At 64.1% G+C, this 24,363-nt stretch carries 22 protein-coding genes; 18 read left to right on the plus strand and 4 right to left on the minus strand.

From position 1 onward, the window contains the following. The first annotated feature begins 64 nt into the window (after positions 1–64). Genes AC3ZU9_RS11460 through fecE form a run of 4 tightly spaced genes read left to right on the plus strand, consistent with a single transcriptional unit; the run spans position 65 to position 3,738 of the window. Positions 65–985 carry a Fe(3+) dicitrate ABC transporter substrate-binding protein FecB gene (locus tag AC3ZU9_RS11460; protein ID WP_015884883.1) on the plus strand — a complete coding sequence of 307 codons (921 nt, stop codon included), beginning with the start codon at positions 65–67 and terminating at the stop codon, positions 983–985. A gap of 2 nt (positions 986–987) precedes the next feature. Beyond that, positions 988–1,977, plus strand: coding sequence for an iron-dicitrate ABC transporter permease FecC (gene fecC / locus AC3ZU9_RS11465; RefSeq protein WP_163825679.1), 990 nt, complete (start codon positions 988–990; stop codon positions 1,975–1,977). Continuing rightward, positions 1,974–2,942 (plus strand): iron chelate uptake ABC transporter family permease subunit, encoded by a 969-nt coding sequence (locus tag AC3ZU9_RS11470; protein WP_015884881.1) that lies wholly within the window; start codon positions 1,974–1,976, stop codon positions 2,940–2,942. The genes fecC and AC3ZU9_RS11470 overlap by 4 nt, the downstream gene beginning before the upstream one ends. 4 nt (positions 2,943–2,946) lie before the next feature. Continuing rightward, positions 2,947–3,738, plus strand: a complete 792-nt coding sequence (gene fecE / locus AC3ZU9_RS11475) for a Fe(3+) dicitrate ABC transporter ATP-binding protein FecE (RefSeq protein WP_046035362.1) — start codon at positions 2,947–2,949, stop codon at positions 3,736–3,738. Between the two features lie 431 nt (positions 3,739–4,169). Here the strand turns inward: fecE and AC3ZU9_RS11480 are convergent, their stop codons facing one another. From AC3ZU9_RS11480 to AC3ZU9_RS11490, 3 genes are read right to left on the minus strand one after another with little or no spacing between them, the layout of a single operon-like run. Next, a complete protein-coding gene (locus tag AC3ZU9_RS11480) occupies positions 4,170–5,090 on the minus strand; it encodes a sulfonate ABC transporter substrate-binding protein (protein ID WP_490090723.1) in 921 nt (306 codons plus the stop codon). Beyond that, positions 5,087–6,418, minus strand: a complete 1,332-nt coding sequence (locus tag AC3ZU9_RS11485) for an LLM class flavin-dependent oxidoreductase (RefSeq protein ID WP_490090724.1) — start codon at positions 6,416–6,418, stop codon at positions 5,087–5,089. Before AC3ZU9_RS11485 ends, AC3ZU9_RS11480 begins: the two co-directional genes overlap by 4 nt. A 2-nt stretch (positions 6,419–6,420) precedes the next feature. Next, positions 6,421–8,613, minus strand: coding sequence for a TonB-dependent receptor (locus tag AC3ZU9_RS11490; protein WP_490090725.1), 2,193 nt, complete (start codon positions 8,611–8,613; stop codon positions 6,421–6,423). Between the two features lie 210 nt (positions 8,614–8,823). Between AC3ZU9_RS11490 and AC3ZU9_RS11495 the strand changes: the two genes are divergently transcribed. After that, positions 8,824–9,864 (plus strand): LacI family DNA-binding transcriptional regulator, encoded by a 1,041-nt coding sequence (locus AC3ZU9_RS11495; protein ID WP_102060022.1) that lies wholly within the window; start codon positions 8,824–8,826, stop codon positions 9,862–9,864. Positions 9,865–9,926: 62 nt separating this feature from the next. Continuing rightward, positions 9,927–10,547 carry a TetR/AcrR family transcriptional regulator gene (locus AC3ZU9_RS11500; protein ID WP_490090726.1) on the plus strand — a complete coding sequence of 207 codons (621 nt, stop codon included), beginning with the start codon at positions 9,927–9,929 and terminating at the stop codon, positions 10,545–10,547. A 71-nt stretch (positions 10,548–10,618) separates the two neighbouring features. Here AC3ZU9_RS11500 and AC3ZU9_RS11505 read toward each other — a convergent pair whose 3' ends face one another. Next, entirely contained in the window at positions 10,619–13,369 is a 2,751-nt protein-coding gene (locus tag AC3ZU9_RS11505; RefSeq protein ID WP_490090727.1) for a beta-glucosidase, read from the minus strand. A gap of 508 nt (positions 13,370–13,877) precedes the next feature. Here AC3ZU9_RS11505 and AC3ZU9_RS11510 point away from each other — a divergent pair. The 12 genes from AC3ZU9_RS11510 to gspD all read left to right on the plus strand — a co-directional run bounded on the left by AC3ZU9_RS11510 (position 13,878) and on the right by gspD (position 24,123). Then, entirely contained in the window at positions 13,878–14,102 is a 225-nt protein-coding gene (locus AC3ZU9_RS11510; protein WP_490090728.1) for a hypothetical protein, read from the plus strand. A gap of 155 nt (positions 14,103–14,257) precedes the next feature. Next, on the plus strand, positions 14,258–15,988 hold the full coding sequence (gspE, locus tag AC3ZU9_RS11515; RefSeq protein WP_015884872.1) for a type II secretion system ATPase GspE: 1,731 nt from the start codon (positions 14,258–14,260) through the stop codon (positions 15,986–15,988). Then, positions 15,985–17,187 carry a type II secretion system inner membrane protein GspF gene (gene gspF / locus AC3ZU9_RS11520; RefSeq protein ID WP_490090729.1) on the plus strand — a complete coding sequence of 401 codons (1,203 nt, stop codon included), beginning with the start codon at positions 15,985–15,987 and terminating at the stop codon, positions 17,185–17,187. Before gspE ends, gspF begins: the two co-directional genes overlap by 4 nt. Before the next feature lie 20 nt (positions 17,188–17,207). Continuing rightward, a complete protein-coding gene (gene gspG, locus AC3ZU9_RS11525; RefSeq protein ID WP_015884870.1) occupies positions 17,208–17,633 on the plus strand; it encodes a type II secretion system major pseudopilin GspG in 426 nt (141 codons plus the stop codon). A 9-nt stretch (positions 17,634–17,642) separates the two neighbouring features. Then, positions 17,643–18,074 carry a type II secretion system protein gene (locus AC3ZU9_RS11530; protein ID WP_015884869.1) on the plus strand — a complete coding sequence of 144 codons (432 nt, stop codon included), beginning with the start codon at positions 17,643–17,645 and terminating at the stop codon, positions 18,072–18,074. Next, the gene (locus tag AC3ZU9_RS11535; RefSeq protein WP_015884868.1) at positions 18,071–18,433 is read left to right on the plus strand and encodes a prepilin-type N-terminal cleavage/methylation domain-containing protein; all 363 of its coding nucleotides are present in this window, start codon (positions 18,071–18,073) and stop codon (positions 18,431–18,433) included. Before AC3ZU9_RS11530 ends, AC3ZU9_RS11535 begins: the two co-directional genes overlap by 4 nt. Beyond that, positions 18,430–19,059, plus strand: coding sequence for a prepilin-type N-terminal cleavage/methylation domain-containing protein (locus tag AC3ZU9_RS11540; protein ID WP_015884867.1), 630 nt, complete (start codon positions 18,430–18,432; stop codon positions 19,057–19,059). Before AC3ZU9_RS11535 ends, AC3ZU9_RS11540 begins: the two co-directional genes overlap by 4 nt. Then, positions 19,056–19,781: a general secretion pathway protein GspK gene (locus tag AC3ZU9_RS11545; RefSeq protein ID WP_102060026.1), complete on the plus strand. Its 726-nt coding sequence runs from the start codon at positions 19,056–19,058 to the stop codon at positions 19,779–19,781. Before AC3ZU9_RS11540 ends, AC3ZU9_RS11545 begins: the two co-directional genes overlap by 4 nt. Continuing rightward, positions 19,778–20,797 (plus strand): PilN domain-containing protein, encoded by a 1,020-nt coding sequence (locus tag AC3ZU9_RS11550; RefSeq protein WP_490090730.1) that lies wholly within the window; start codon positions 19,778–19,780, stop codon positions 20,795–20,797. The genes AC3ZU9_RS11545 and AC3ZU9_RS11550 overlap by 4 nt, the downstream gene beginning before the upstream one ends. After that, positions 20,772–21,383 (plus strand): type II secretion system protein GspM, encoded by a 612-nt coding sequence (gspM, locus tag AC3ZU9_RS11555; protein WP_046035370.1) that lies wholly within the window; start codon positions 20,772–20,774, stop codon positions 21,381–21,383. The genes AC3ZU9_RS11550 and gspM overlap by 26 nt, the downstream gene beginning before the upstream one ends. Further along, the gene (locus AC3ZU9_RS11560) at positions 21,380–21,904 is read left to right on the plus strand and encodes a hypothetical protein (protein WP_064053364.1); all 525 of its coding nucleotides are present in this window, start codon (positions 21,380–21,382) and stop codon (positions 21,902–21,904) included. Before gspM ends, AC3ZU9_RS11560 begins: the two co-directional genes overlap by 4 nt. Continuing rightward, the gene (gene gspD / locus AC3ZU9_RS11565) at positions 21,901–24,123 is read left to right on the plus strand and encodes a type II secretion system secretin GspD (protein WP_046035371.1); all 2,223 of its coding nucleotides are present in this window, start codon (positions 21,901–21,903) and stop codon (positions 24,121–24,123) included. The genes AC3ZU9_RS11560 and gspD overlap by 4 nt, the downstream gene beginning before the upstream one ends. Positions 24,124–24,363 lie beyond the last annotated feature (240 nt).

Here is a 24,363-nt window from a genome sequence, read left to right on the forward strand (position 1 = left end):
GAATAGTACCCGCCGTTTTCCCCAGCCTGTCTAGCCGGGGTGTTTTAACGCCGAGGTTCTTGTCATGCGATTGCTGCGCTCCATCCCCACCCTTGCCGCCTGCGTCCTGGCGTTCTCTTCAAGCCTGCTGAGCGCCGCCCCCATCGACCTCAACGACGGCCAGCACGCCGTGCATCTGCCGGACGCACCCAAGCGCGTGGTGGTGTTGGAGTTCTCGTTTCTCGACAGCCTCGCCGCGGTTGACGTGACCCCCGTCGGCGCCGCCGACGATGGCGACGCCAACCGTGTGTTGCCCCGTGTGCGCCAGGCCATCGGCCAGTGGACGTCCGTGGGCCTGCGCTCGCAGCCGAGCATCGAGGAAATCGCGCGTCTCAAGCCGGACCTGATCGTCGCCGACCTCAACCGCCATCAGGCGCTGTACAACGACCTGTCGAGCATTGCACCGACCCTGTTGCTGCCGTCGCGTGGCGAGGATTATGAAGGCAGCCTCAAGTCCGCCGAGCTGATCGGCAAGGCCCTGGGCAAAAGCCCGCAGATGACCGCGCGCATCGCGCAAAACCGTGAAAACCTGAAAAACATCGCCCAACAGATCCCCGCCGGCGCCAGCGTGCTGTTCGGTGTGGCGCGGGAAGACAGCTTCTCCGTACACGGCCCGGACTCCTACGCCGGCAGCGTGCTGCAAGCCATTGGCCTGAAAGTCCCGTCGGTACGTGCCAACGCCGCGCCCACCGAGTTCGTCAGCCTGGAGCAACTGCTTGCCCTCGACCCGGGCTGGTTGCTGGTCGGCCATTACCGTCGCCCGAGCATCGTTGACAGCTGGAGCAAGCAGCCGCTGTGGCAAGTGCTCGGCGCTGTGCGTAACCAGCATGTCGCCGAAGTGGATGGCGACAGCTGGGCGCGCAACCGTGGCGTGCTGGCGTCGGAGCAGATCGCCGAAGACACGTTGGCGATCCTTAAAGGCGGCAAAGCCGTATTGAGCCAATAACCGTGCAACGCAGTTTCGCCGCCGTGGGCATCCTGCTGTTGGGCGCCGGTTTGTTCTGGTTTTCGCTGTACAGCTGGTCGCCGTTCACGCTGACGGCGACGGATGCGTGGAATGGCCTGGTCCATCAAGGCAGCGTGGGCGGCAATATGGCCTACATCGTCGCCCAATTGCGCGTGCCACGTGCCGTGTGCGCGGCGTTGGTCGGTGCCTGCCTGGGCTTGGCCGGCGCGTTGATGCAAGGCATTACGCGCAACCGCCTGGCTTCGCCGTCCCTGTTTGGCGTGACGGCGGGGGCGGCGTTGGGGTTGGCGTTGTTTTCCACCGGGTTGGTCGCGCTGCCCTTCGCCGGCGGTGCGTTGTTGATGACTTGCCTGGGCGGCGCGCTGGCCTGGGTCACGGTGTTCAGCCTGGGTGGCGCCTGGTCGCCGACCACCGCCCAGGGGCGTTTGGTATTGGCCGGCGTAGCCGTGGCGGCGCTGTGCGCGGCCTTGACCCGACTTACGGTGATCCTGGTCGAAGCCCAGGCGCAAAGCGTGCTCAACTGGCTGGCCGGTTCCCTGGCGAATGTCGGCGCCGCGCAAGTGCAATTGCTCTGGCCGTGCACCTTGATCGGCGGCGTGTGGGCCCTCTGGTGTGCGCCGCGCTTGAACCTGATCAACCTCGGCGAAGACGCCGCACGCTCGCTGGGCGTGGGCATTGCCAGCCTGCGCCTGCAGGTGTTTGTTGCCAGTTTGCTGCTGGTGGGCGCGAGCGTCTGCGCGGTGGGGCCGATCGGCTTTGTCGGGCTGATCGCACCGAATATCCTTCGCCAGTTCCTCGGCAATGACTACCGCTGGCTGATCCCGCTGAGCGCGGCATTAGGCGCTGTGATTGTGCTGGGGGCCGACCTGCTCAGCCGCGCCGTGGCGTTTCCGGTGGAGACCCCGGCCGGTGTGGTCACCGCGCTGATCGGCGCACCGTTCTTCCTCTTTCTTGCCAGGCGCGCCCTATGATCCGCCCACGTTCGCGCCTCTGGCTGCTGCTCGGCCTATTGCTGCTGGCGACGTTGGTCAGCCTCAGCGCCGGCACCCAGTGGCTCGCGCCGGGCACCGTGGTGGAGCGCCTGCTGGCCCACGACGCGCTCGACTTCGAAGTGTGGAACCACCGCCTGCCGCGCAGCCTGATCGCGATCCTCGCCGGTGCGGCCTTCGGCCTGGCCGGGGCGATTGTGCAGGGCGTGATCCGCAACCCGCTGGCCTCGCCGGAAATCCTCGGTGTGACCCAGGGCGCCGGTTTGGCGCTGACCGTGGCGATCATCAGTTGGCCGCATTTGCCGATTGCCTGGCTGCCGCTGGTGGCCTGCCTGGGCGGTGCCGGTGGCGCGTTGCTGCTGGCGCTGTACAACACCGGGGTGAGTTTTTCCGGCGTGCGTTTTGCGCTGTCCGGGGTGGCGATTGCGGTGACGTTGTCCAGCGTCACCGAGTTTCTGATCCTGTCCCACCCGCTGGATATCAACACCGCTTTGCTCGCGTTGACCGGTAGCCTGTGGAGCCGCAATTGGCACCACGTGGCGCTGGTGCTGCCGTTCCTGGTGTTGATCCCTGTGGGCCTGTGCCTGGCCAAGCCGCTGAACCTGATTGCGCTGGGCGATGAAGCCGCCCACAGCCTCGGCACCGCACTGAGCCGCACACGCTGGCTGGCAATGGCCTGCGCGGTGCTGCTGACCAGCCTGGGCGTGGGCGTGATCGGGCCGATTGGCTTTATCGGCCTGGTCGCACCGCACATGGCGCGGCGCCTGGTAGGCGGGCATCACCAGTACCTGCTGCCGGCGGCGATGCTGATCGGTGCGCTGCTGCTGGTGCTGGCCGACACCCTGGGGCGTACGTTGATAGCGCCCAGCGAAATCCCCGCCGGGGTGCTCACGGCGGTGATTGGCGCGCCGTATTTTCTTTGGTTGCTGGCACGGTTCAAGGGCTGATGACATGAGTATTCTCCACGCGCAACAGCTTGATATCGGCTACGGTGCCACGCGCATCGTGCAAGGGTTGTCCTTCGCGCCGCCCGCCGGGAAGGTCACTGCATTGATCGGCCCCAATGGCTGCGGCAAATCCACCTTGCTCAAGGCGTTCGCGCGCATCCTTACGCCGACCCAGGGCGAATTGACCCTGGATGGCCAGGCCTACGCCGGCCTGTCCGCCCGCCAATTGGCGCGGCAGATCGCGTTTTTGCCCCAGGTATTGCCGGTGCCGGAAGGTGTCAGCGTGCGCCAATTGGTCGCGTATGGTCGCAGCCCGCACAACTCATTGTGGGGGCGCCTGAGCGGCAACGACCAATCCCATGTCACCCAGGCCATGCAACGCCTGGAACTGGACACCCTGGCCGACCGCGCCCTGGCAGATTTGTCCGGCGGCCAGCGCCAACGTGCCTGGCTGGCGATGGTGCTGGCGCAGAACGCGCCGGTGGTGTTGCTCGATGAACCCACCACTTACCTCGACATCAGCCACCAGGTCGAGCTGCTCGACCTGATGGGCGAACTGGCGGCAGAAGGCAAGACCGTGATCACCGTGCTGCACGACATCAACCAGGCGTGCCGTTATGCCGACCACCTGGCGGTGATGCACGGCGGCAAGCTGGTGGCTGACGGTGCGCCGGGGGAGGTGATCAGCGCCGAATTGATGCGGCGGGTTTTTGAGGTGCAGGTGCAGATCATCAATGAGCCGGTGTCCGGCACGCCGATGTGCGTGGTAGAGAAAAGCACCCGTCATCACGCCTGACGCGATCAAAAAGTGTGGGAGGGGGCTTGCCCGCGAAGGCGGCCTGACAGCCGAGCTGGATGTTGGGTCTGACCGGGTACATATCCGTTATTTAGGTCACAGCCACTATGGGTTCCGCCCTTACGGCGGGTCACTTTTGGAAAGGCCCAAAAGTAACCAAAAGGCCTTCGCCCCAACACTCGGCACCTCGCCCAGGCTCGGTGTGCCCGTAATCCGCCAGGTATTTGGGGGGCCGCCGCCACGCGCCATCCATGGCGCGGGGCGGCTAAACCGGCATCCCTGCCGGTTTACCCCCCAAATCCCTGTCGAATTCCGGCCAGCGTGTTTGACGGGGCGCCTAAGATCAAAAGCGAGATCAAGATCAAGAACGGCTCGCTTCGCATCGTGGTTAGGGGACTGGTTGATCCCCGCCATCGCCGGCAAGTCGACGCCTACTGAGCAGCGGCTTTCTTCACATCAATGGCCTTGGGTAACAACCGGTTCTGGTAGAACAGGTCCGCCGTCGCCTGCTGCGCCTGGATGATCTTGTCGTCAATCGGCAAAATCGGCGAAGGCGGGCGGTTGTCCATATAGCGCGCAACCACGGAGGCGGGCAGGCCCATGAAGTCGGTCAGGACTTTCAAGCTGTCTTCACGCTGGCTGCGAGTGAGCGCTTCGGCGGCGGTGAGTGCTCCGAGAAGGTCGTGGATGAACGCACCGTTGGCCTTCGCATATTCACGCCGCGCGGTATACACCGGCCCGGATAAACCGAGGCCTTCACCATTGGCCAGCACCTGGCTGGGGCTCTGGCTCAGGGCCAGGGACGAATAGGGTTCCCAGATGGCCCAGGCATCCACGCTGCCTTGTTCGAACGCCGCACGCGCATCGGCCGGCGGCAGGTACACCGGCTGGATGTCCGTGTAGCTCAGGCCGGCTTTGTTCAGGGCGCGCAGGATCAGGTTGTGGGAACTGGAGCCTTTCTGGAAGGCGACTTTCTTGCCCTTGAGGTCCGCCACCGAATGCAGCGGGCTGTCGTTGCGCACCAGGATGGTTTCGGCGCTGGGCTTGGGCGGTTCGGCGCCGATGTAGACCAGGTCGGCCCCGGCAGCCTGGGCGAACAGGGGAGGGATGTCGCCGGTGGCGCCGACATCCAGCGCACCCACATTCAGCGCTTCGAGCATCTGTGGGCCGGCGGGGAATTCGATCCACTTCACTTGCGTCTGCGGGAAGCGCTTTTCCAGCAGGCCATGTTCCTTGGCGAGCACCAGGGCGATAGAGCCTTTCTGGTAGCCGATGCGCAGTGCGGCGGGGTCGGCCGCCAAGGCCGTTTGAGTGACGGCCAGCAGGGCCATTAACAGGGCCGGAATCTTCATGCGTCGTCCTTTTTAAAGCGGTTTTCGGGGCGCGCCAAACCGAGGTTTTCACGCAAGGTGGAACCGGTGTATTCAGTCCGGAACAGGCCGCGCCGTTGCAGCTCGGGCACCACCCACTGGGCGACATCTTCCAGCCCGCCCGGCAGGTGCGGCACCAGGATATTGAAACCATCGGCCGCGCCATTTTCGAACCAGTTTTGCAGCGCATCGGCAATCTGTGCGGGCGTGCCGATCAGGCTGTAATGCCCGCGCCCACCGGCAATCCGCCGACCCAATTGTGCGAGCGTCAGTTGCTCACGGTTGGCCAAATCACTCAGCAGTTGCTGGCGGCTGCGTTGCCCGCTGTCGGTCAGCGGTAACGCGGGCAAGGGACCGTCCAGCGGGTAGCCCGACAAGTCAAAATTACCCAGCATGCGCCCCAGCAAAGCCACGCCGACTTCCGGCTCAACCAACGCCTGGAACGCCTCGAGTTTCGCCTGGGCTTCAGCCTCGGTCTGACCGACCACCACAAACACCCCCGGCATGATTTTCAGCGAATCCGGTTCGCGCCCATACCGGCTCAGACGCGCCTTGAGATCGGCATAAAACGCCTGGGCACTCGCCAACGACGTCTGCGCGGTAAACACCACCTCGGCGGTTTGCGCCGCCAGTTCACGGCCGGTTTCCGACGAACCCGCCTGCACGATCACCGGCTGGCCCTGGGGCGAGCGTGCCACGTTCAGCGGGCCTTTGACGCGGAAGTGTTCGCCGACGTGATCCAGCACGTGCAGCTTCGCCGGGTCGTAGTAGGTGCCGCTGGCCTTGTCCCGCGTGAAGGCGTCGTCTTCCCAGCTGTCCCACAACCCCGTCACCACCTGATGAAATTCCCGCGCGCGGCTGTAGCGCTCGGCGTGGCCGAGGTGTTCATCGCGGCCGAAATTCTGCGCTTCGGCGGCGGCATCCGAGGTCACCAGGTTCCAGCCCGCGCGCCCGCCGGACAGGTGATCCAGCGAGGCGAACTTGCGTGCCACAGGGTAAGGCTCGTTGTAGGTGGTGGTCGCCGTGGCAATCAGGCCGATGTGATCGGTCACTGCGCTGAGCGCCGACAGTAAGGTCAGCGGTTCGAAATGGTCCGAGCGCGCCATCTGGCTGGCGACCTCACCCGTAGGCGCGGCAATGCTGTCGGCCACGAACAGCGCATCGAACTTCGCTGCTTCGGCCACGCGTGCCAGGTGTTTGTACTGGGCGAAATCCAGCCCGGCATCTGCCGGCACGTCCGGGTGGCGCCAGGCGGCGACGTGGTGCCCGGTGGCCATGAGAAAGGCGCCGAGTTTCAGTTGACGGCTCATGCTTAGAAATCCTTGCGCAGTTGCACGCCGAAGTAACGCTCATCGTCACGGGGTACGGCGCGGTAGATATAATTGCCGCCGCTGGCCAGCAGCGGCGAGTAGGACTTGTCCGCGAGGTTCTTGGCCAGGAATGCGACGCGCCAGCCCCTGCTGTAGTCGGCCAGGGCCACGCTGGCGTTCCAGATGCCATAGGCACCTTGTTGGGTGTCGACATTCTGGCTGATGTCGTACTGCACTTCACTCTGCCAGCTGTAGTCGGTGCCCAGTTCGATGTCCAGGCCGTTATCCAGCGGAATCGTGTAGTCGGCGCGCACGTAGCTTTTCCAGTCCGGGCTGAAGGGCAGCGGCTTGCCATTTACGTTGCAGGTCGCGGCGGCACCCGCGGGGCAGGCGAATTCGTCGATGCGCGCACGGGTGTAGGCCAGGGCGCCGGAGAGCTTGAGTTGCTGGGTGGCCTGCAAGGCGTAATCCAGCTCGACGCCTTCGGTGCTGACGCTGCCGGCGTTGATCAAGCGGGTCACCACTTGGCCGGCGACGGTGTCGAAGAAGTTGGCCTGGTAGTTGTCGTAGTCGCTGTGGAACACCGCCAGGTTGGTGGTCAGGCGGTTGTTCCAGGCGGTGGCCTTGATCCCGGCTTCCCAGGTATTGGAGGTCTCCGGCTTGAGCGCGTCGGTGTCACGCGGCTGCATGTTGAAGAACACGTTGTAGGCCGGGCCTTTGTAGCCGCGCGAGTAGGTGAGGTAGCTGGTGACGCTGTCAGTCAGGTCGTACTGCACGCCGAGGCGGCCGGACCAGCCGTCTTCGTCCACCGAGCCGGAACTGGAGGTGGCCGGTTGAATCCCGCTGACCGTCGTGGCCGAGGTGGAGGCGCGGCGGTGAGCGTATTTCAGGTCATCGTGGGTGTAACGCAGGCCGGCGATACCCCGAAAACGCGAGGTGAAGTTCAGTGTGGTTTCGCCGAAGACCGCGTAGCTGTCGTTGGTGGTGCTGTAGTCGGCGATGCCACGGTCGGTGCGTGTCGTGGTGGTCAGCGTGCGCTGGTAGGTTTCTTCGTCCTTGCCGTGCATGTAGAACAGGCCGCCGACGTACTCCAGGAATTCGCCCTTGGGCGAGGCCAGGCGCAGTTCCTGGGAGTACTGGTTGAAGTCCAGTTCGCCCTTGTCGGCGGTGCCGGGGAAGGCAGCGGTCACGGTACCGAGGCGGTCGCCGTCCTGGTATTGGGTGTTGTCCCAGCCGCGCCAGGCGGTGATCGAGGTCAGGGTGTAGTCGCCGAGGTTCCAGTCCAGCTGGGCGGATACACCCTTGTTGCTGTCTTCCACATGGCTGCGGGTATCGGTGTTGATGTCGCGGTTGTCGCTGGATGCCCGCACCGGGCTCAGGGCATTGCTGAACGCCGGGCTCAGGGACTTGCTGACCACGCCATTCGGCGCGTCGTCGTGGGACTGCATGTAGTCGGCGATCAGGGTCAGCTTCATGTCATCGTTGGGGGTGAACTCCAGCTTGCCGCGAATGCCTTTGTGGTTGTAGCCGTTGACCTCCTGGCCGTTGTGCGGGTTGTCCACGTTGCCGTCGTAGCTGCCAAACAACGTACTGATCGAGCCCTTGAGCACGTCAGGTACCAGGCTGCCGCCGATGCCGAAGCGGGTGCGGCTTTCATTGCCGCTGTAGTACGACTGATCGATATAGCCGTGGGTCTCGGCGGTGGGCGCCTTGCTGGTGATATTCAGCACACCGGCCGAGGCGTTCTTGCCGAACAACGTGCCTTGCGGGCCGCGCAGCACTTCGATGCGCTCCAGGTCCAGCAGGTCGAGGGTGGCCTGGCCGGGGCGGGCGTAGACCACGCCGTCGATCACCGTGGCCACCGTCGGCTCGACGCCGGGGGAAGTGGAAATGGTGCCCACGCCGCGCACGAAGAGCGAGGTGTCCTTGTTCGACGCGCCGGTGCGGAAGTTCAGCGACGGCACCTGCTGGGCGATGCTCGCCACGCCGTTGCGGTTGTCCCGCTCCAGTTGTTCGCCGTCGAGCACGGACACCGCTACCGGGACTTTCTGCAGGGATTCTTCGCGGCGGGTGGCGGTGACGGTTACCGATTTGAGCGTGGGTTCCTGCTCGTCAGCGGCAAAGGCGCCGGGCACGGGGAGGGCGGTCAAACCCGCGAGCAGTAACAAATGAGTGTGTTTTGTGACGTTGTGCATGCTGTGTTTGCTCGAAAAGAATGCCCGGGTCCGCTGCGGTTCTTGCGACCGTCAGCGCCTGTGAAAACTGTCGTGGGCATTCGCTTGAGCGAGTAGCAGACAGCGCGCGTTGTTAGCGCTAACATCGGCATTATTGGTAGCTCGGGTTTAGAGCGTCAAAGACTTAAAAATTATTCCTATATTCTTTTTGGTTGTTAGCAGGATTGTCCCGTGAGCGAAGATAAACCGCGCAAGCGCCGTGGCGCCGGGCGCGTCACCTTGAACACCGTGGCCCGCCAGGCCGGGGTGTCGGCGATCACCGTGTCGCGCTATTTCAACCAGCCGGAGCACGTCTCGTCCGAGCGTCGCGAGCGCATTGCCCAGGTGGTCGCCGAGCTGGGGTATGTGCCCAACCTGGTGGCCGGCGGCTTGGCCTCGGCGCGCGGGCGGATCGTGGCGATGGTGATCCCGAACATCTCGGGGCCGATCTTTGCCAATACTATCCAGGGGTTCAGCGACACCCTCAGTCGCCATGGCTATCAATTGCTGCTGGCGTCCAGTTACTTCAGCGCCGAACAGGAAGAAAGCGCGGTGCGCGCGTTCCTCGGCTGGTCGCCGGCAGCGCTGGTGCTGACCAGCCGCTTCCACAGCGCAGGCACTGAAAAGATGATCGCGGACGTGGATATCCCGGTGGTCGAAACCTGGGACTACGTGCCCGAACGCGCGCCGCTGCAGATCGGTTTTTCCCACTACGACGTCGGTGTCAGTGCCGCGCACTACCTGCACGGTAAGGGCTACCGACGCATTGCCTTCGTGCAGAACAGCGCGGCGGGCGACTTCAGTGCACTGGAGCGGCGTGACGGCTTCGCCGCGACCCTGACCGAACTGGGTGTACAACCCTGGGTCTTCGCCCCGGACGCCGACCGCGCCCCGTTCGAAGCAGGCAAGCAAGCGATGGAAACCCTGATGAGCCACGCCAACCCGCCCGATGCGATCTTCTTCGCCAATGACAACCTGGCCGCCGGTGGTTTGCTGGCCAGCCAGCGCGCCGGGTTGAAGATCCCGCAGGACTGCGCCGTGCTCGGGTTTGGTGATTATCCGTTTGCCGAAATGCTGCTGCCGAGCCTCAGCACCATCAAGCCGCCTGCGCTGGAGATGGGTGTGCTGGCCGCGACGCGGGTGCTGGAAAGCCTGGGCGTGCTGGCGGTGAGTGATGAGGTACAGCGCTTGAACTTGCTGGAGTGCCGCTTGATCGAACGGGAAAGCGCCTGAGCTTTATTTGCGGCGCGGGGGCAATTTGGATACGGTGAAAGCCTGCCCACAAGGATGTTCCTATGACCGAACCCGTCCTCAAGACCCGTCGCGCCCCAAAAGGTGAAAAGCGCCGTGAAGAGCTGCTGGACGCAGCCTTGCAGGTGTTTTCCCTGGAGGGCTACAGCGGCGCCTCGGTGGCAAAAGTGGCGGCCATCGTCGGTATTTCCGTTGCCGGTGTGCTGCACCACTTCCCCAGCAAAATTTCATTACTGATGGGCGTGCTGCAACGCCGCGACGAGGTCAATCAGCGGATTGCCGATGAAGTGCGCGCTGAAAAAACCCTGACCGGGTTGCTTGGCAGCCTGCGTGCGATCAACCGTTCGAACGCGACCGCGCCTGGGGTGGTGCGGGCGTTTACCATCTTGAATGCCGAAAGTCTGCTCGACACCCAGCCGGCCTGGGCGTGGTTCCAGGAACGTTACGCGGGCATTCAGCGGCGCTTGCAGGGGCAGTTTGCCGACCTGGTGGCGGCGGGGGAGGTGCGCAGCGATGTGGACATCGCCGGGCTGGTGGAAGAAATCCTGGCCATGATGGATGGCCTGCAGATCCAGTGGTTGCGCTTTCCCGCGCAAGTGGACCTGGTGGCGCGGTTCGACAGCTACATCGCACGGGTCGAAACGGCCATCAGAGTCCAAAAATAACGCGGCCCAAAATGTGGGAGGGAGCCAGCCGAATCGTCGCACCGCCCCTCCCACACTAGACTGAGTCGGGATCAGTTGCCGGCAGCACTGCCCTGGCTGCTGTCATCGCTCATGTCATAGCCATCACCGTCGCTGGTGCCGCTATCCCCTTCATTTTGATGCAGCACGCCGCCAGTCTTCACCGTCGATTCACGCAGCGTCGAGTTGAGCGCCGAGCGCGGCAGCGGGTTGCTGGTGGTGGTCGACAGTTCCTGGCGGAACGGGTTGACCAGCTTGGCGTTCAGGCGAATATCCTGGGACGACGCGCCCACCGACAGATTGAAGCTGTCCGCATCCACCACCCACTGCTTGCTCGCCACGTCGTAGTAGGCCAGCGAGCGATCGTTGAGTTCGATGGTCACGCGCTTGCTTTCGCCCGGCTTCAGGAAGACCTTCTTGTAGCCCTTGAGCTCCTTGATGGCGCGCTCGACTTTCGGGTTGTTCTGGCCCACGTACAACTCGGCCACTTCGGCGCCCGCGACCTTGCCGGTGTTGGACAGGTCGAACGACACCTTGATCGGCGCACCCGCCACCGCCACCCCAGGGGTCACGCTGATGTTGCTGTAGCCGAAGGTGGTGTACGACAAGCCATAACCGAACGGATAGAGCGGCTTGATGCCTTTCTTCTCGTAGCCGCGATAGCCCAGGAACAGGTCGTCCTTGTAGCTCATCTCGGCCAGGGTTTCCTGGTTGTCGAATTTCGGGAAGGTCGCGTAGATCGGGTTGTCTTCGATGTTGCGTTCGATACTGATCGGCAGCTTGGCCGACGGGTTGACCTTGCCCAGCAGGATCTCCGCCAGGGCCTGGCCGCCGTTCTGCCCAGGGTAGAACGCATGCAGCGCGGCCGGTACCTGGTCGATCCAGTCGCTCATCTTCAGCCCGGTACCGCCGTGCAGCGTGACCACGGTGTTCGGGTTGACCTTGGCGATGCTCTGGATCAGCAGGTTCTGGTATTCCGGCAGGTCGAAGCTGTGGTCGAAGCCTTCGCCTTCGTATTCATTGCTGTTACCGGCTGCCACCAGGACCGCGTCGTACTGCGCCAGGTCTTGCGGTGCCACCAGCGAAGCCCAGCTCATCTGCACGCCGACCAGGCCGCCCATGGTCGAGAGGTAGCCGTTGCGACGCGAGTATTCCAGCTTGATATCGACGGGTTTGCCGGCTTCCAGGTTGACCTTGGCAAACACCGGGATGGTCGGCGGAATGCTGTTGTTCGGCAGCGGTTTGCCGTCGCCGTTGTCGAGGACTTTCTTACCGTTGACGTAGAGGCGCACGGCGCCGTCGGCGCGGATCTTGAACACCTGCTCGCCGCTGACGGTCGGGGTGATCTGGCCGCTGTAGCGGATCGAGGTGGCGGCGGTATCGCCGTTCACCGGCAGGCTGTCGGTGGACCAATCGAGGTCGACATGTGTGTCGGTACGGCTGGCCGCCGGGTCACCGGACCAGTTGGTGTTGTTGAAGAACTCGGTCTTCAGGCCTTTGGCGCTGTTGCCATTGCTGTCGGCATGGGTCCAGGTCGAAGTGGCCGGGTCCAGGGACAGCCCGTCGATAAACTCGACCTTGGCGCCCGGCGCCAGTTGCTGCAGACCGCTCAGCTCACTGATGTAGTTGGCGGCCATCACGTTGGCGCTACCGAAACCGGTAGGCGGCGCGTACTTGGCCAGGGTGCCGACCACGGCGATGCGCTTGACCTTCTTCGCGTCCAGCGGCAGCAGGCTGTTCTGGTTCTTCAGCAGCACGATGCCTTCACGGGCGGCGTTCAGGGCCACACGGTTGCTGGTGGCGCTGTTCATGTTGTGGCTGGTCAACGGCGCCTTGCTGTCGAATTTGTACAGGTAGATCTGCTTGAGGATGCGCCGCACCTTGTCATCGATGGTCGCGCTGCTCAGCTCGCCGCTGTCCAGGTAAGGCTTGAGGATGGTGCTGTTCATCTGGTAGCCCATCATGTCCAGGTCGGTACCGGCCTGCGCCGCCGGCAACCCGTTGACCACCGCGTTGTAGTCGCTCTGCACGAAGCCTGGGTAGCCCCATTCGGTCTTGAGGATGTCGCGCATCAGGTGTTTGTTCTGGCAGGCGAACTCGCCGTTCACCTTCTGGAACGCGCACATCATCATCGCGACTTTGCTGTTCTTCGACGCGGACTCGAACGGCGGCAGGGTCATCTCGCGCAGGACGCGTTCGCTGATGATTTCATCGAGGTGGAAGCGGTTGCTTTCCTGGTCGTTGGCGGCGAAATGCTTGGCGTTGGCCCACACACCGCGCGATTGAATGCCGTTGATTACCGCCGGCGCGAGGCTGGCGCCGAGGAACGGGTCTTCGCCGGACAAATACTCGAACGCACGGCCGCTGTACGGCATGCGGTACAGGTTCACGCCTGGCCCGGTGACGAACTGATAACCACCGCTGGCGGTGTCATAGCCCAGGGCACGGCCGAGGTCGATGGCGCGGCGCGGGTTCCAACTGGCGGCCAGGTTCGGCCCGGACGGGTACACCACGCCCTGCGCGTTGCCCTCGCTGGTGTAACGCACACCCACGCCGCCATCGGCGCCGTGAATCTGCGGGATGCCGTACTGAGTCAGTGGCTTGACGTCCCAGCCACCGGTGCCGCCGATGTAGGCGAGTTTTTCTTCCAGGGTCATCTTCGCCAGGGTCTTATCCGCGGCCTTTTCTGCACGGCTTACCCGGCCTTCATCCAGGGCCGGGCTCGTGGCCGCGTGCACCTGGGACACGGCCAGTGCCAGCAGGGCGAATGCCGACTGCGCACCGATCATTTTGCGTTTATTCATGGGTCTCTCCGACAACTGTTCAGTAAACATGGCGCGCCGAGAAGTGCGTGTTGCAATGCACGCTCGTCACTTTTTTCTGGGCAATAGTTGCCCGTGAGCGCAATTTTTAACCGATGGCTAATTGCAACTATTTGGCGAAATTCGCAGTTTTATAAGTGTAATAATTATATGAGTTGTTATTGTAAGTAGTGTCTAAGCGATATCACGAGATGGCATTTTGAACCGCTAAAACGGCATAATTAAGGCAATTCTTGCGGTTATAAGTCAAACGAAAGCTAATTTTTGCGTGAAATAAGAAATAATTTCTTACGTTCAGGAACTAAGGCTAAACCTACCAGTCGATTGGTTTAAGAAAAATCATCGTGGCATGGCGAACTAGTGGCATTGCTCGGTAGTTCTAAAGTGCCATGTTTACACAAGCTGTCATACACAACGCTTTGGTGTAGGGTCTTGATTGAGTTCAAGGCGCCACTTGGGCTATCTGCTGTTTTTGATCTGGAGAAAGTTGATGAATATTTCCCTTTTGGGTGCTGGTTTTGCGCTGGCCGTTGCACTGAGCGGCGCCGCCATGGCCGCCGAATCCACCGATGCTGATGCGAAGTCCGGTGCGGCAGATTCCACGGTGTTGACTCAAACCCACGACGCCAAGGCCGCCAAAAAGCAAAAGGCGCAAACCACCAAGGGTGGTCGGCCGCTGAACAGCAGCCAGGCCGCGCCGAAGACCTCGAACTAACGGGGAAACGCGGTCCCCTGTGGGAGGGGGCTTGCCCCCGATAGCGGTGTATCAGCCGGCGCATGCGGCAGCTGGTCCACCCCTATCGGGATCAAGCCCCCTCCCACAAGGGTTTCCCATAGCCCTTTAGAACATCGCCCCTCAGATAGTTACCCATGCCCAGCGCCTCAACGCCCCTCGATGCCTGCCAATTGCACATCCCGCACACCGAACAGGTCTGCGCGTGGCTGATGCAGCACGCTGGCTTGAAAACCGTTGACCTGGAGCGCGCCCGACGCCTGTCCCAAGAGTCGGATGACCCCGAATTGCTCGGTCTGCTGACCCGCCTGGGACTGGTCTCCGAAGTCGAACTGGCCCGCGCCTGGGCCGACCTGCTCGGCGCGCCGCTGCTGCTGGCCGATGCCGCGCCACCCTTGCTGGACCCCTTGCCCTCACTGACCGAGCGCTTCATGCGTCACTACCAAGTGGTGCCCGTGGGCTGGAGCCAGGGCGGCCTGCGCGTGCTGGCCGCCAACCCATCGCTGGTGTACCCGTTCCAGGCCCTGGCCTATGCTTGCGGCGTGCCGGTGTGGCTGGCCGTGGGCCCGCGCAATGAAGTCGAAACCCTGATCGAGCGCTACTACGGCCAGGGCCGTTCGGCCATGGGCACGCTGATCGAAAACCTCGACGAGCAGGGCGGTGCGCTGGAAGACATCGAACACCTCAAGGACATGGCCTCCGAAGCGCCAGTGATTCGCCTGGTCAACCTGATCCTGCAGCGTGCGGTGGAACATCGCGCGTCGGACATTCATATCGAACCGTTCGAAAACCAGCTCAAGGTGCGCTACCGCATCGACGGCGTGCTGCACGAGGCCGAAGCGCCGCCGTCCAGTTCGTCGGCGGCGGTGATTTCGCGGGTGAAGATCATGGCGCGCCTGGACATCGCCGAGCGGCGCCTGCCCCAGGACGGGCGCATCATGCTGCGCATCCAGGGCAAGGAGCTGGACTTGCGGGTGTCCACGGTGCCCACCAGTTTTGGCGAGTCAGTGGTCATGCGTTTGCTCGACCGCCAGACCGTGCAGTTCGATTTCCAGAGCCTGGGGTTCGACGGCCAGCGCCTGGAAACTTTCCTGGAAGTGCTTGAACGGCCCCACGGCATCCTGCTCGTCACCGGGCCCACCGGCTCGGGCAAGACCACCACGCTCTACACTGCGCTGTCGCGGCTCAACACCGCTGAGCGCAAGATCATCACCGTCGAAGACCCGGTGGAATACCAGCTCGAAGGCATCAACCAGATCCAGGTCAAGCCGGCCATCGGCCTGGACTTTGCCGGCGCGCTGCGCTCCATCGTGCGCCAGGACCCGGACGTGATCATGATCGGTGAAATCCGCGACCTGGAAACCTGCCGTATCGCCATCCAGTCTTCCCTCACCGGCCACCTGGTGCTCTCGACCCTGCACACCAACAGCGCGGCGGCGAGTATCACCCGTCTGCTGGACATGGGCGTGGAAAGCTACCTGATCGCCTCGACCGTCAATGGCATCCTCGCCCAACGCCTGGTGCGGCGCCTCGACCCGGCCACCCGCGAAGCCTTCGAAGCCCCCGCCGAGTTGATCGCCGAACATGGCCTGGATCGGTTTACCGAGCAGCGCCCGATCCTGCTTTATCGCCCGCGCGCCGATGCGCCGGGCGGTGGCTACCACGGCCGCAGCGCGATCACCGAACTGCTGGTGATGAACGACGAACTGCGCAGCCTGCTGATGCGCCAGGCCGACGCCGCCACCCTCGAACAGGCCGCCCGCCGAGGTGGCCTGCGCACCTTGCATGAAGAGGGCCTGCGCCAAGCCGTGGCGGGTGTTACCTCCCTTGAAGAAGTGCTGCGCGTCACCCGTGGAGAGGGCGCGTGAGCCTGTTCAAATACCGCGCCCTCGACAGCCAGGGCCAAGCGCAAAACGGCACCCTGGAAGCCAAGGACCAGGACGCTGCCGTCGCCGCGCTGCACAAACGCGGTTTGCTGCTGTTGCAGATCGAGGTGGCGGGCGCCCAGGGGCTGCGCAAGGCCTTCGGCCGTGGCCAACTGAACGGCGCGGCGCTGGTCAGTTTCACCCAGCAACTGGCCACGCTATTGGGCGCCGGCCAACCGCTGGAACGCTCCCTGAGCATCCTGCTCAAGCAGCCCGGCCAGCCGCAGACCCGCGCGTTGATCGAGCGCATCCGCGAACAGGTCAAGGCCGGCCAGCCGTTATCCAAGGCGCTGGAGGAGGAGGGCGACCAGTTCTCCCCGCTGTACTTGAGCATGGTCCGCGCCGGCGAGGCGGGCGGTGCCCTGGAAGACACGCTGCGCCAGCTCAGCGATTACCTGGAGCGCAGCCAGTTGCTCCGCGGTGAAGTGATCAATGCGCTGATCTACCCCGCGTTTCTGGTGGTGGGCGTGCTCGGTTCGCTCGCGCTGTTGCTGGCCTACGTGGTGCCGCAGTTCGTGCCGATCTTCAAGGACCTGGGCGTGCCAATTCCGCTGATCACCGAAGTGATTCTGGGCCTCGGCCAATTCCTCGGTGCCTACGGCCTGGCGGTGTTGGCCGGGTTGATTGTCGGCGCATGGACCGTGGTCGCACGCCTGCGTGATCCCCAGCGCCGTGAGCGCTATGACCGCCGCGTATTGGGCATCCGCATTCTTGGGCCGCTGCTGCAGCGGGTCGAAGCCGCACGCCTGGCGCGCACCCTTGGCACCTTGCTCAGCAACGGTGTGGCGCTGCTGCAAGCGCTGGTGATCGCCCGGCAGGTGTGCACCAACCGCGCGCTGCAGGCGCAAGTCGCCCAGGCCGCCGAATCCGTCAAAGGCGGCGGCACGTTGGCCAGCGCCTTCGGCAGCGAACCCCTGCTGCCGGACCTGGCGTTGCAAATGATTGAAGTCGGCGAACAGGCCGGCGAACTCGACAGCATGCTGCTCAAGGTCGCCGACGTGTTCGACGTCGAGGCCAAACGCGGCATCGACCGCCTGCTCGCCGCGCTGGTGCCGTCCCTGACCGTGGTCATGGCGGTGCTGGTGGCCGTGATCATGCTGGCGATCATGCTGCCGCTGATGAGCCTGACCAGCAATATATGAACCCTTAAGGAAACAAGCTGATGCGTCCTACCCGATTCAAGCCTGCCCGCCGCCAGGGCGGTTTTACCCTGCTGGAAATGCTCGCCGTGATCGTGCTGCTGGGCATCGTCGCGACCATCGTGGTACGCCAGGTCGGCGGCAATGTGGACAAGGGCAAGTACGGTGCGGGCAAAGCGCAACTGGCGAGCCTGAGCATGAAGATCGAAAGCTATGGCCTGGACGTCGGCTCGCCGCCCAAGACCCTGCAGCAACTGGTCGAAAAGCCCGGCAACAGCGCCGGCTGGGCCGGGCCGTACGCCAAACCCTCAGACCTCAAGGACCCGTTCGGCCATGCCTTCGGCTACCGCTTCCCCGGTGAGCACGGTGCGTTCGACCTGATCTTCTACGGTCAGGACGGCCAACCCGGCGGCGAAGGCTACAGCGCCGACCTGGGCAACTGGGAATAACCCGCGACCATGCCCAACCTCCAACGCGGCTTTACCCTGCTGGAAATGCTGGTGGTGATCGTCTTGATCAGCATCGCGGCCGGGTTGGTGGGATTTGGCCTGCAACAAGGCCTGCGTGCCGCGAAAGAGCGCCAGGCTGTCGGGCAGATAGTCGAGGCGCTGCGCAGCACGCGGGCGCGGGCGATTGTCAGCGGCACCGCCCAAAGCACCGTGTTCGACTTGCGTCAGCAAAGCTTCCAGGCTCCGGGCCGCCCGTTGAAACACTGGCCGGCCGACCTGCACGTGACCCTGCACACCGCAGAACAGGCCGGCTCGGCGGTGGCGTTCTACGCCGATGGCAGCTCCACCGGTGGCAACCTGCTGCTGGCGAATGGCAGCCGGCGTTGGCGCATCGACATCGGCTGGCTCACCGGCAGTGTGCAGTCCAAGGCGCTGCCATGAAGCATCAAGGCGGTTTCACCCTGCTGGAAATGCTTGCGGCGCTGGTGCTTATGGCGATCTGCAGCAGCGTGTTGCTGGTCGCGTTCGGCCAGAGCGCGCGCTCGTTGTTGCAAGTTGCCCATAGCGACCGGCTCACCCATGCCGCCGTCAGCGTGATGGACCAGGAAGGCGCGGGGCCCTTGGCCAACGGCGTGCGCCAGGGCGAACTGGACGGCATCGACTGGCAGCTGCGCATCGCCCAGCAGCCCACCCGTATCGGTCAGCCGCAGCTGTTTCGCCTTGATCTCAGCGTCAGCGAAGGCCCGCGCCAGGCGCATTTCAGCACGTTGAAACTGCGCGCTGCCGGGGCCGGATTGTGAAGCGGCATCAGCAGGGCTTTACCTTGCTCGAGGTGATGATCGTGCTGAGCCTGCTCGGCGTGCTGCTGACCCTGGTCGGTGGCGCGTTGCTGGGGGCCAATCGGGCGGTGCTCAAGGCCCAGCGCTATACGGTCAGCCTGGATGAAATGCGCGCCGCGCAGCAGTTTTTGCGCACCGCCATCAGCGAGGCGCTGCCGCTGGATGTGACCGAGGACGACAGCCAGGTCGACGGCTTTTTCGCCGGCAGCCCGCAGCGCATGCAGTTTGTCGCGACCTTGCCCGGCGTGCTCGGTGGCGGGATTCAGCGCTTCACGCTGCAGTTGGTGGGGCCGGAATCGCAGCGCGAACTGCAAGTCGCGTTCGCACGGTTTGAGTCCCAGGCGCAAGTGAGCGTGCCGGCGTCGCGCAGTGAGCCGCAGGTGTTGCTGAAAGACGTTGAGGATGTGCAATTCAGCTATCGCGGCCTGTCGCCCAAAGGCCAACCCACCGGCTGGATCAGCGAATGGCCGTGGACCAAGCGCCTGCCTTACGCGGTGCGGATCGACGCGCGAGTGAATGGGCCGGTGCCCTGGGTGACCCAGGTGGTTGCCCTGCGCCTGAACTTGTCGGGCGGGGCGCCCGAATGATCAAGCATCAACGTGGCGTTGCCCTGTTGCTGGTGCTGTGGGTGCTGGCTTTGCTCAGCCTGTTGCTGGGCGGTCTGGCCGGTTGGGTGCAACTGGAAACGCGCCAGGCCGCCTGGCACCGCCAGCACACCCAGGCGGTGCTGGCTGCCGAGGCGGGCGTGGCGCTCGCGATGCAAGGTCTGCTCGACCCCTTGCAGCACAAGCAATGGATAGCCGACGGGCGTGAAATTTCGCGGGTATTTGATGACGCGCAACTGCACGTCAGCCTGCGCAGCGAGCGCGGCAAGTTGTATTTGAACAGCGCCGAGGTCGGCGATTTCGCCCGCCTGGCCTTGGCTTGCGGTGCGACTCAACGCCAGGCCAACCAGCTCGCCAAAGCCCTGGAGGTGCGCCGTAACCAGGGCCTGGCGCCGTTTCGAGTAGTGGAAGAAGTGCGTCAACTGCCGGGCATGACCCAGGCGCTGTACAGCGAATTGGTGCCCGAGATCAGCCTGTGGAGCGGCCTGGACCGACCCGATCCGGCCTTCGCCAGTGCGTTGATGCGCCGCGCGCTGAACCTGCCGCACCAGAGCGCGGTGGGGGCCGATGCCGGCGAAGTGCTGGTGGTCAGCAGCCGCGCGCAACGTCCCGGCGGTTACCACGCCCAGGTGCAAGCCACCGTGTTATTGAGCCCCGCGCAAGGCAGCGCACAACCTTATCGAGTCCTACGTTGGCAAGAATGAATAAGTACCTGGAGCCCGTCATGCAACGCTGGCGCGGCAGCCTGCTGCAACTGGGCTGGCGCCTGTGGCTCAAGGAGTTGCGCGGCTGCCTGCCGGCCTGGCTGTCGTTCGCCGATATCCCCGAGCATGTCTATGCCTGGCCGCTGACCGCGCCGGTCGAACAGCACCCCGGCGAAGCGCGCCACGTGCTGGTGCTACCGCCTGAAACGGTGCTGGTGCAAACCCTGCAATTGCCCCCGGCCGCGGCGCGTAACCTGTCGACGGTCGTCGGCTATGAACTGGACCGCTTCACGCCGTTCGACGCTGCCCAACTGTACTTTGTCGCGCGTCAGGAACGCCGTACGCCGACGCACTTGCACGTCACGCTGGTGGCGATCCTGCGTGAGCGCCTCGACCAGATCCTCAATGACTGCGCCGCCCTCGGCTTGCAGCCCCATGCCGTGGATGTGGCGGATGCGACGGGCGCGCCAATGGGCATCGACTTGCTGCCGGCACCGTTGCGCCCCCGCCAGCGCCCCCAGGGCAAGGGCCTGCAACGCAGCTTGCCATGGCTGTGCGGCGCCTTGCTGATTGCCGCGATGCTGCTGTGGCTCAATGACCGTCAGCGCGTGCTCGATGCCATGCAGCAGAGCGTGCGCGAACAGAAAGCCCAGGTCGCCGAGGTCCAGGCCCTGCGCCAGCAATTGCTCAATACCCGGGGCGCCGCCCAGTACCTGATCCGCCGCAAGGCCGCGCAACCGCCGTTGGCGGCGCTGCTCAACGAGCTGACCGCCTGCCTGCCGTCCGACACCTGGCTCGACCAATTGGAAGTCAACGACGGCGCCGACGTGTCCTTCTCCGGGCAAAGCGCCAAGGCCAGCGCGCTGATCACCCGGATCAAGGGCTGCCACAGCCTGGAAAATGCCCAGTTCGAAGGGGTGATCCAACCCGATGCGCAAACCGGCAAGGATCAGTTTTCCTTGCGCGCCCACCTGCACCAGGAGGCCGCCGATGCGCCGACCACTGACACCCCGTGAACGCCGTGGCGCGGCGTTGATCGTCCTGGCCCTGGTGCTTGGCGCCGGTTACTGGCTGTTGATCGACAGCTGGTTCGCCGGCCCCTTGCGCAGCATGGGCGAGCAGGCCGAACAGTTACGTGAACAGCAGCAACGCTACGCCGGCCTGTTGCGCCAAGGCGATAGCCTGCGCCAACAGCTGGAGCAGGCGCGGCAGGACCCGGCCAGCAGCACCAGCTTGTTGCCCGGCGATGACCCCAGCGCCGTGGCGGCCGACCTGATGCAACGCATCGCCGACCTGATCAACAGCCGCGCCAGCCTCGGCGGCGGTTGCAGCCTGACGCAGCGCATGCCCATCACCCCGGAGCAGGACGATGCCGAGCCCTATCGCCAAGTCAAAGTCAGCCTTACCCTCAATTGCGCCATCGAACCCCTGACCGCGATCCTGCATGAACTGGAGTACCAGCGGCCGTTTCTGTTTGTCGATGAGATGAGCATCCGCCGCCCGCCGAACGCACCGGCCAGCGGTGGTGCCGGGCAACTGGTGGTGCACCTGTTGGTGCGCGGCTACCTGCAACCGGCCACGGCCCGGCAGGTGCAGCGATGATCAATGCATTGCGTCCCCTGGAATGGCTGTTGCTCGGTGTGGCCGGGCTGTTGGGCCTGCTGATGGTCGGCATCCTCAGCAGCATCGGCGATGCGCCGCAATGGCTGCCGGCGCCCGAACCCGATGCGCGTGCCACTGCGGCCGCCAAGGTACTGGTGGCGCCGAACGCGACCCTGGAAAGCCTGGCCGGCACCTGGCAAGCGCCGCTGTTCAGTCCCGACCGCAGCCCCGACCGCGCGGTGGGCCAGGCGGCCGTTTCCAGCCTGTCGAGCCTGACGCTGACCGGCATCGTGCTGGATGGCGACCTGCGCGTGGCCCTGCTCAAACGCGCCGACGGCCCGCCGCTCAAAGTCCGCCAGGGCCAGACCCTGCCCAACGGCTGGCGCCTGGAACACCTCACACCCCGCGATGCCCGTTTTGCGCTGGACGGCCGCACACAAACCCTGAGCCTGCGCGCCTTGCGTTTGCCGCCGCCGTCCACCACACCCCCGATTACCCTTCCTCACGAGTCCACCCCTTGATCGATACATTCCCTGGCGCCTTGCGCACCACCGTGTTGTGCCTCGCTACCGCCGTTTCCCTCGGTGGCTGCGGGACATTCCCTGAGCATCTCGACCCGGACGAGGCCCTGTTGCATGAGGCGATGCAGGGCACCGGTTCGCAACGTCCGCCCGTGGACCCGGCCAGCGAACAGGCGCCGGTCGACAGCGGCCAACCCCAGGCCAAGACGCCGCCGCAACGCCAATTGATTCGCGGCAACCAACAGTTCGTGCGCGCGCCATCCGCGGCGCCGGCGGGGAAGGAGGAGGGCGCTGGCGACATCGTGTTCAACTTCGCCGACCAGCCGATCGAAGCGGTGATCAACAGCGTGATGGGCGACCTGCTGCACGAGAACTACAGCATCGCCCAGGGCGTGAAGGGCAATGTGAGCTTTTCCACCTCTAAACCGGTGAACAAGCAGCAGGCCCTGTCGATTCTGGAAACCCTGTTGTCGTGGACCGACAACGCGATGATCAAGCAGGGCAACCGTTATGTCATCCTGCCGGCCAACCAGGCGGTGGCGGGCAAGCTGGTGCCGGAGATGCGTGTGTCACAGCCCTCCAGCGGTTTGTCGGCGCGCCTGTTTCCGCTGCGCTATATCTCGGCCACCGAGATGCAGAAGCTGCTCAAGCCGTTTGCCCGCGAGAACGCCTTCCTGCTGGTGGACCCGGCGCGCAATGTGCTGAGCCTGGCCGGCACCCCCGAGGAACTGGCCAACTACCAGGACACCATCGACACCTTCGATGTGGACTGGCTCAAAGGCATGTCGGTGGGTGTGTTCGGCCTGCAACGCGCCTCGGTGGCCGAGCTGATGCCCGAGCTGCAAAAAATGTTCGGCCCCGACAGCGGCATGCCCCTGGCGGGCATGGTGCGTTTTTTGCCGATCGAGCGGACCAACTCGGTGGTGGCGATCTCGTCGCAGCCGCAGTACCTCAGCGAAGTCGGTGACTGGATCCACACCATCGACGAAGGCGGCGGCAACGAGCCGCAGATGTACGTCTACGACGTGCGCAACATGAAAGCCACCGACCTGGCCAAGTACCTGCGGCAGATCTACGGCACGGGCGCAATCAAGGACGACACCCCGGCCAAAGTCGCCCCCGGCCTGCGCACTGCGACCTTGTCTTCGCCCGGCACCAACAGCACCTCCGGCAGCACGCCGGGTGGCCTGAGTAACAACCTCAACAACAACCAGCCTGCCGCTGAGGATGAGGAGCAAGCGCCCGAAGCCGAGCAGGACGACGCCGAACAGGGTGCCACCGAAGACGCCCCCGCCAAAAGCCTCGACGCCGGCACGCGTATCACCGCGCAGAAAAGCAGTAACCAACTGCTGGTACGCACCCGTCCGGTGCAGTGGAAAGAGATCGAATCGGCGATCAAACGCCTCGACAACCCGCCGCTGCAAGTGCAGATCGAGACGCGCATCCTCGAGGTCAAACTCACCGGCGAACTGGACCTTGGGGTGCAGTGGTACTTGGGTCGCCTGGCGGGCAATTCCACCAGCACCACCGTGGGCAACACCGCCGGCAGCCAAGGCGCGTTGGGCGGTGGCGGGGCAGGGCTGGGGGCGGCGGATTCGTTGTTCTATTCGTTCGTCAGTTCCAATCTGCAAGTGGCCTTGCACGCCCTCGAAACCAACGGCCGCACCCAAGTGCTTTCGGCGCCGTCGCTGGTGGTGATGAACAACCAGCCGGCGCAGATTCAGGTGGGGGACAACATTCCCATCAGCCAGACCACGGTGAATACCGGCACCTCTGACACCACCTTGAGCAGCGTCGAGTATGTGCAGACTGGGGTGATCCTCGATGTGGTGCCGCGGATCAATCCGGGTGGCCTGGTGTACATGGATATTCAGCAGCAGGTCAGTGACGCGCAGGACCAGGCGTCTTCGAGTAATGACACGCAGAATAACCCGCGCATCTCCACGCGTTCGGTGTCGACACAAGTGGCGGTGCAAAGCGGGCAGACGGTGTTGCTGGGGGGGTTGATCAAACAGGACAACGCCGAGAGTGTCAGTGCGGTGCCTTACCTTGGGAGGATCCCGGGGTTGCGGTGGTTGTTTGGGAATACCAGTAAGTCCAAGGATCGGACGGAGTTGATCGTGTTGATTACGCCTAGGGTGATTACCAGCAGCAGCCAGGCGCGGCAGGTGACGGATGATTATCGGCAGCAGATGCAGTTGTTGAAGCCGGGGGGGTGAAAGGTTGTGTGCATATCCGTTATTTGGGTTACGGCGGCTATGGGTTCCGCCCTTACGGCGGGTCACTTTTGAAAGGAGCCCAAAAGTAACCAAAAGGCTCTTGCCCCAACACTCGGCACCTCGCTCACGCTCGGTGTGCCCGTAATCCGACAGGTATTTGGGGGGCCGCCGCCACGCGCCATCCATGGCGCGGGGCGGCTAAACCGGCATCCCTGCCGGTTTACCCCCCAAATCCCTGTC

The organism is Pseudomonas sp. A39 (genome assembly GCF_058145955.1).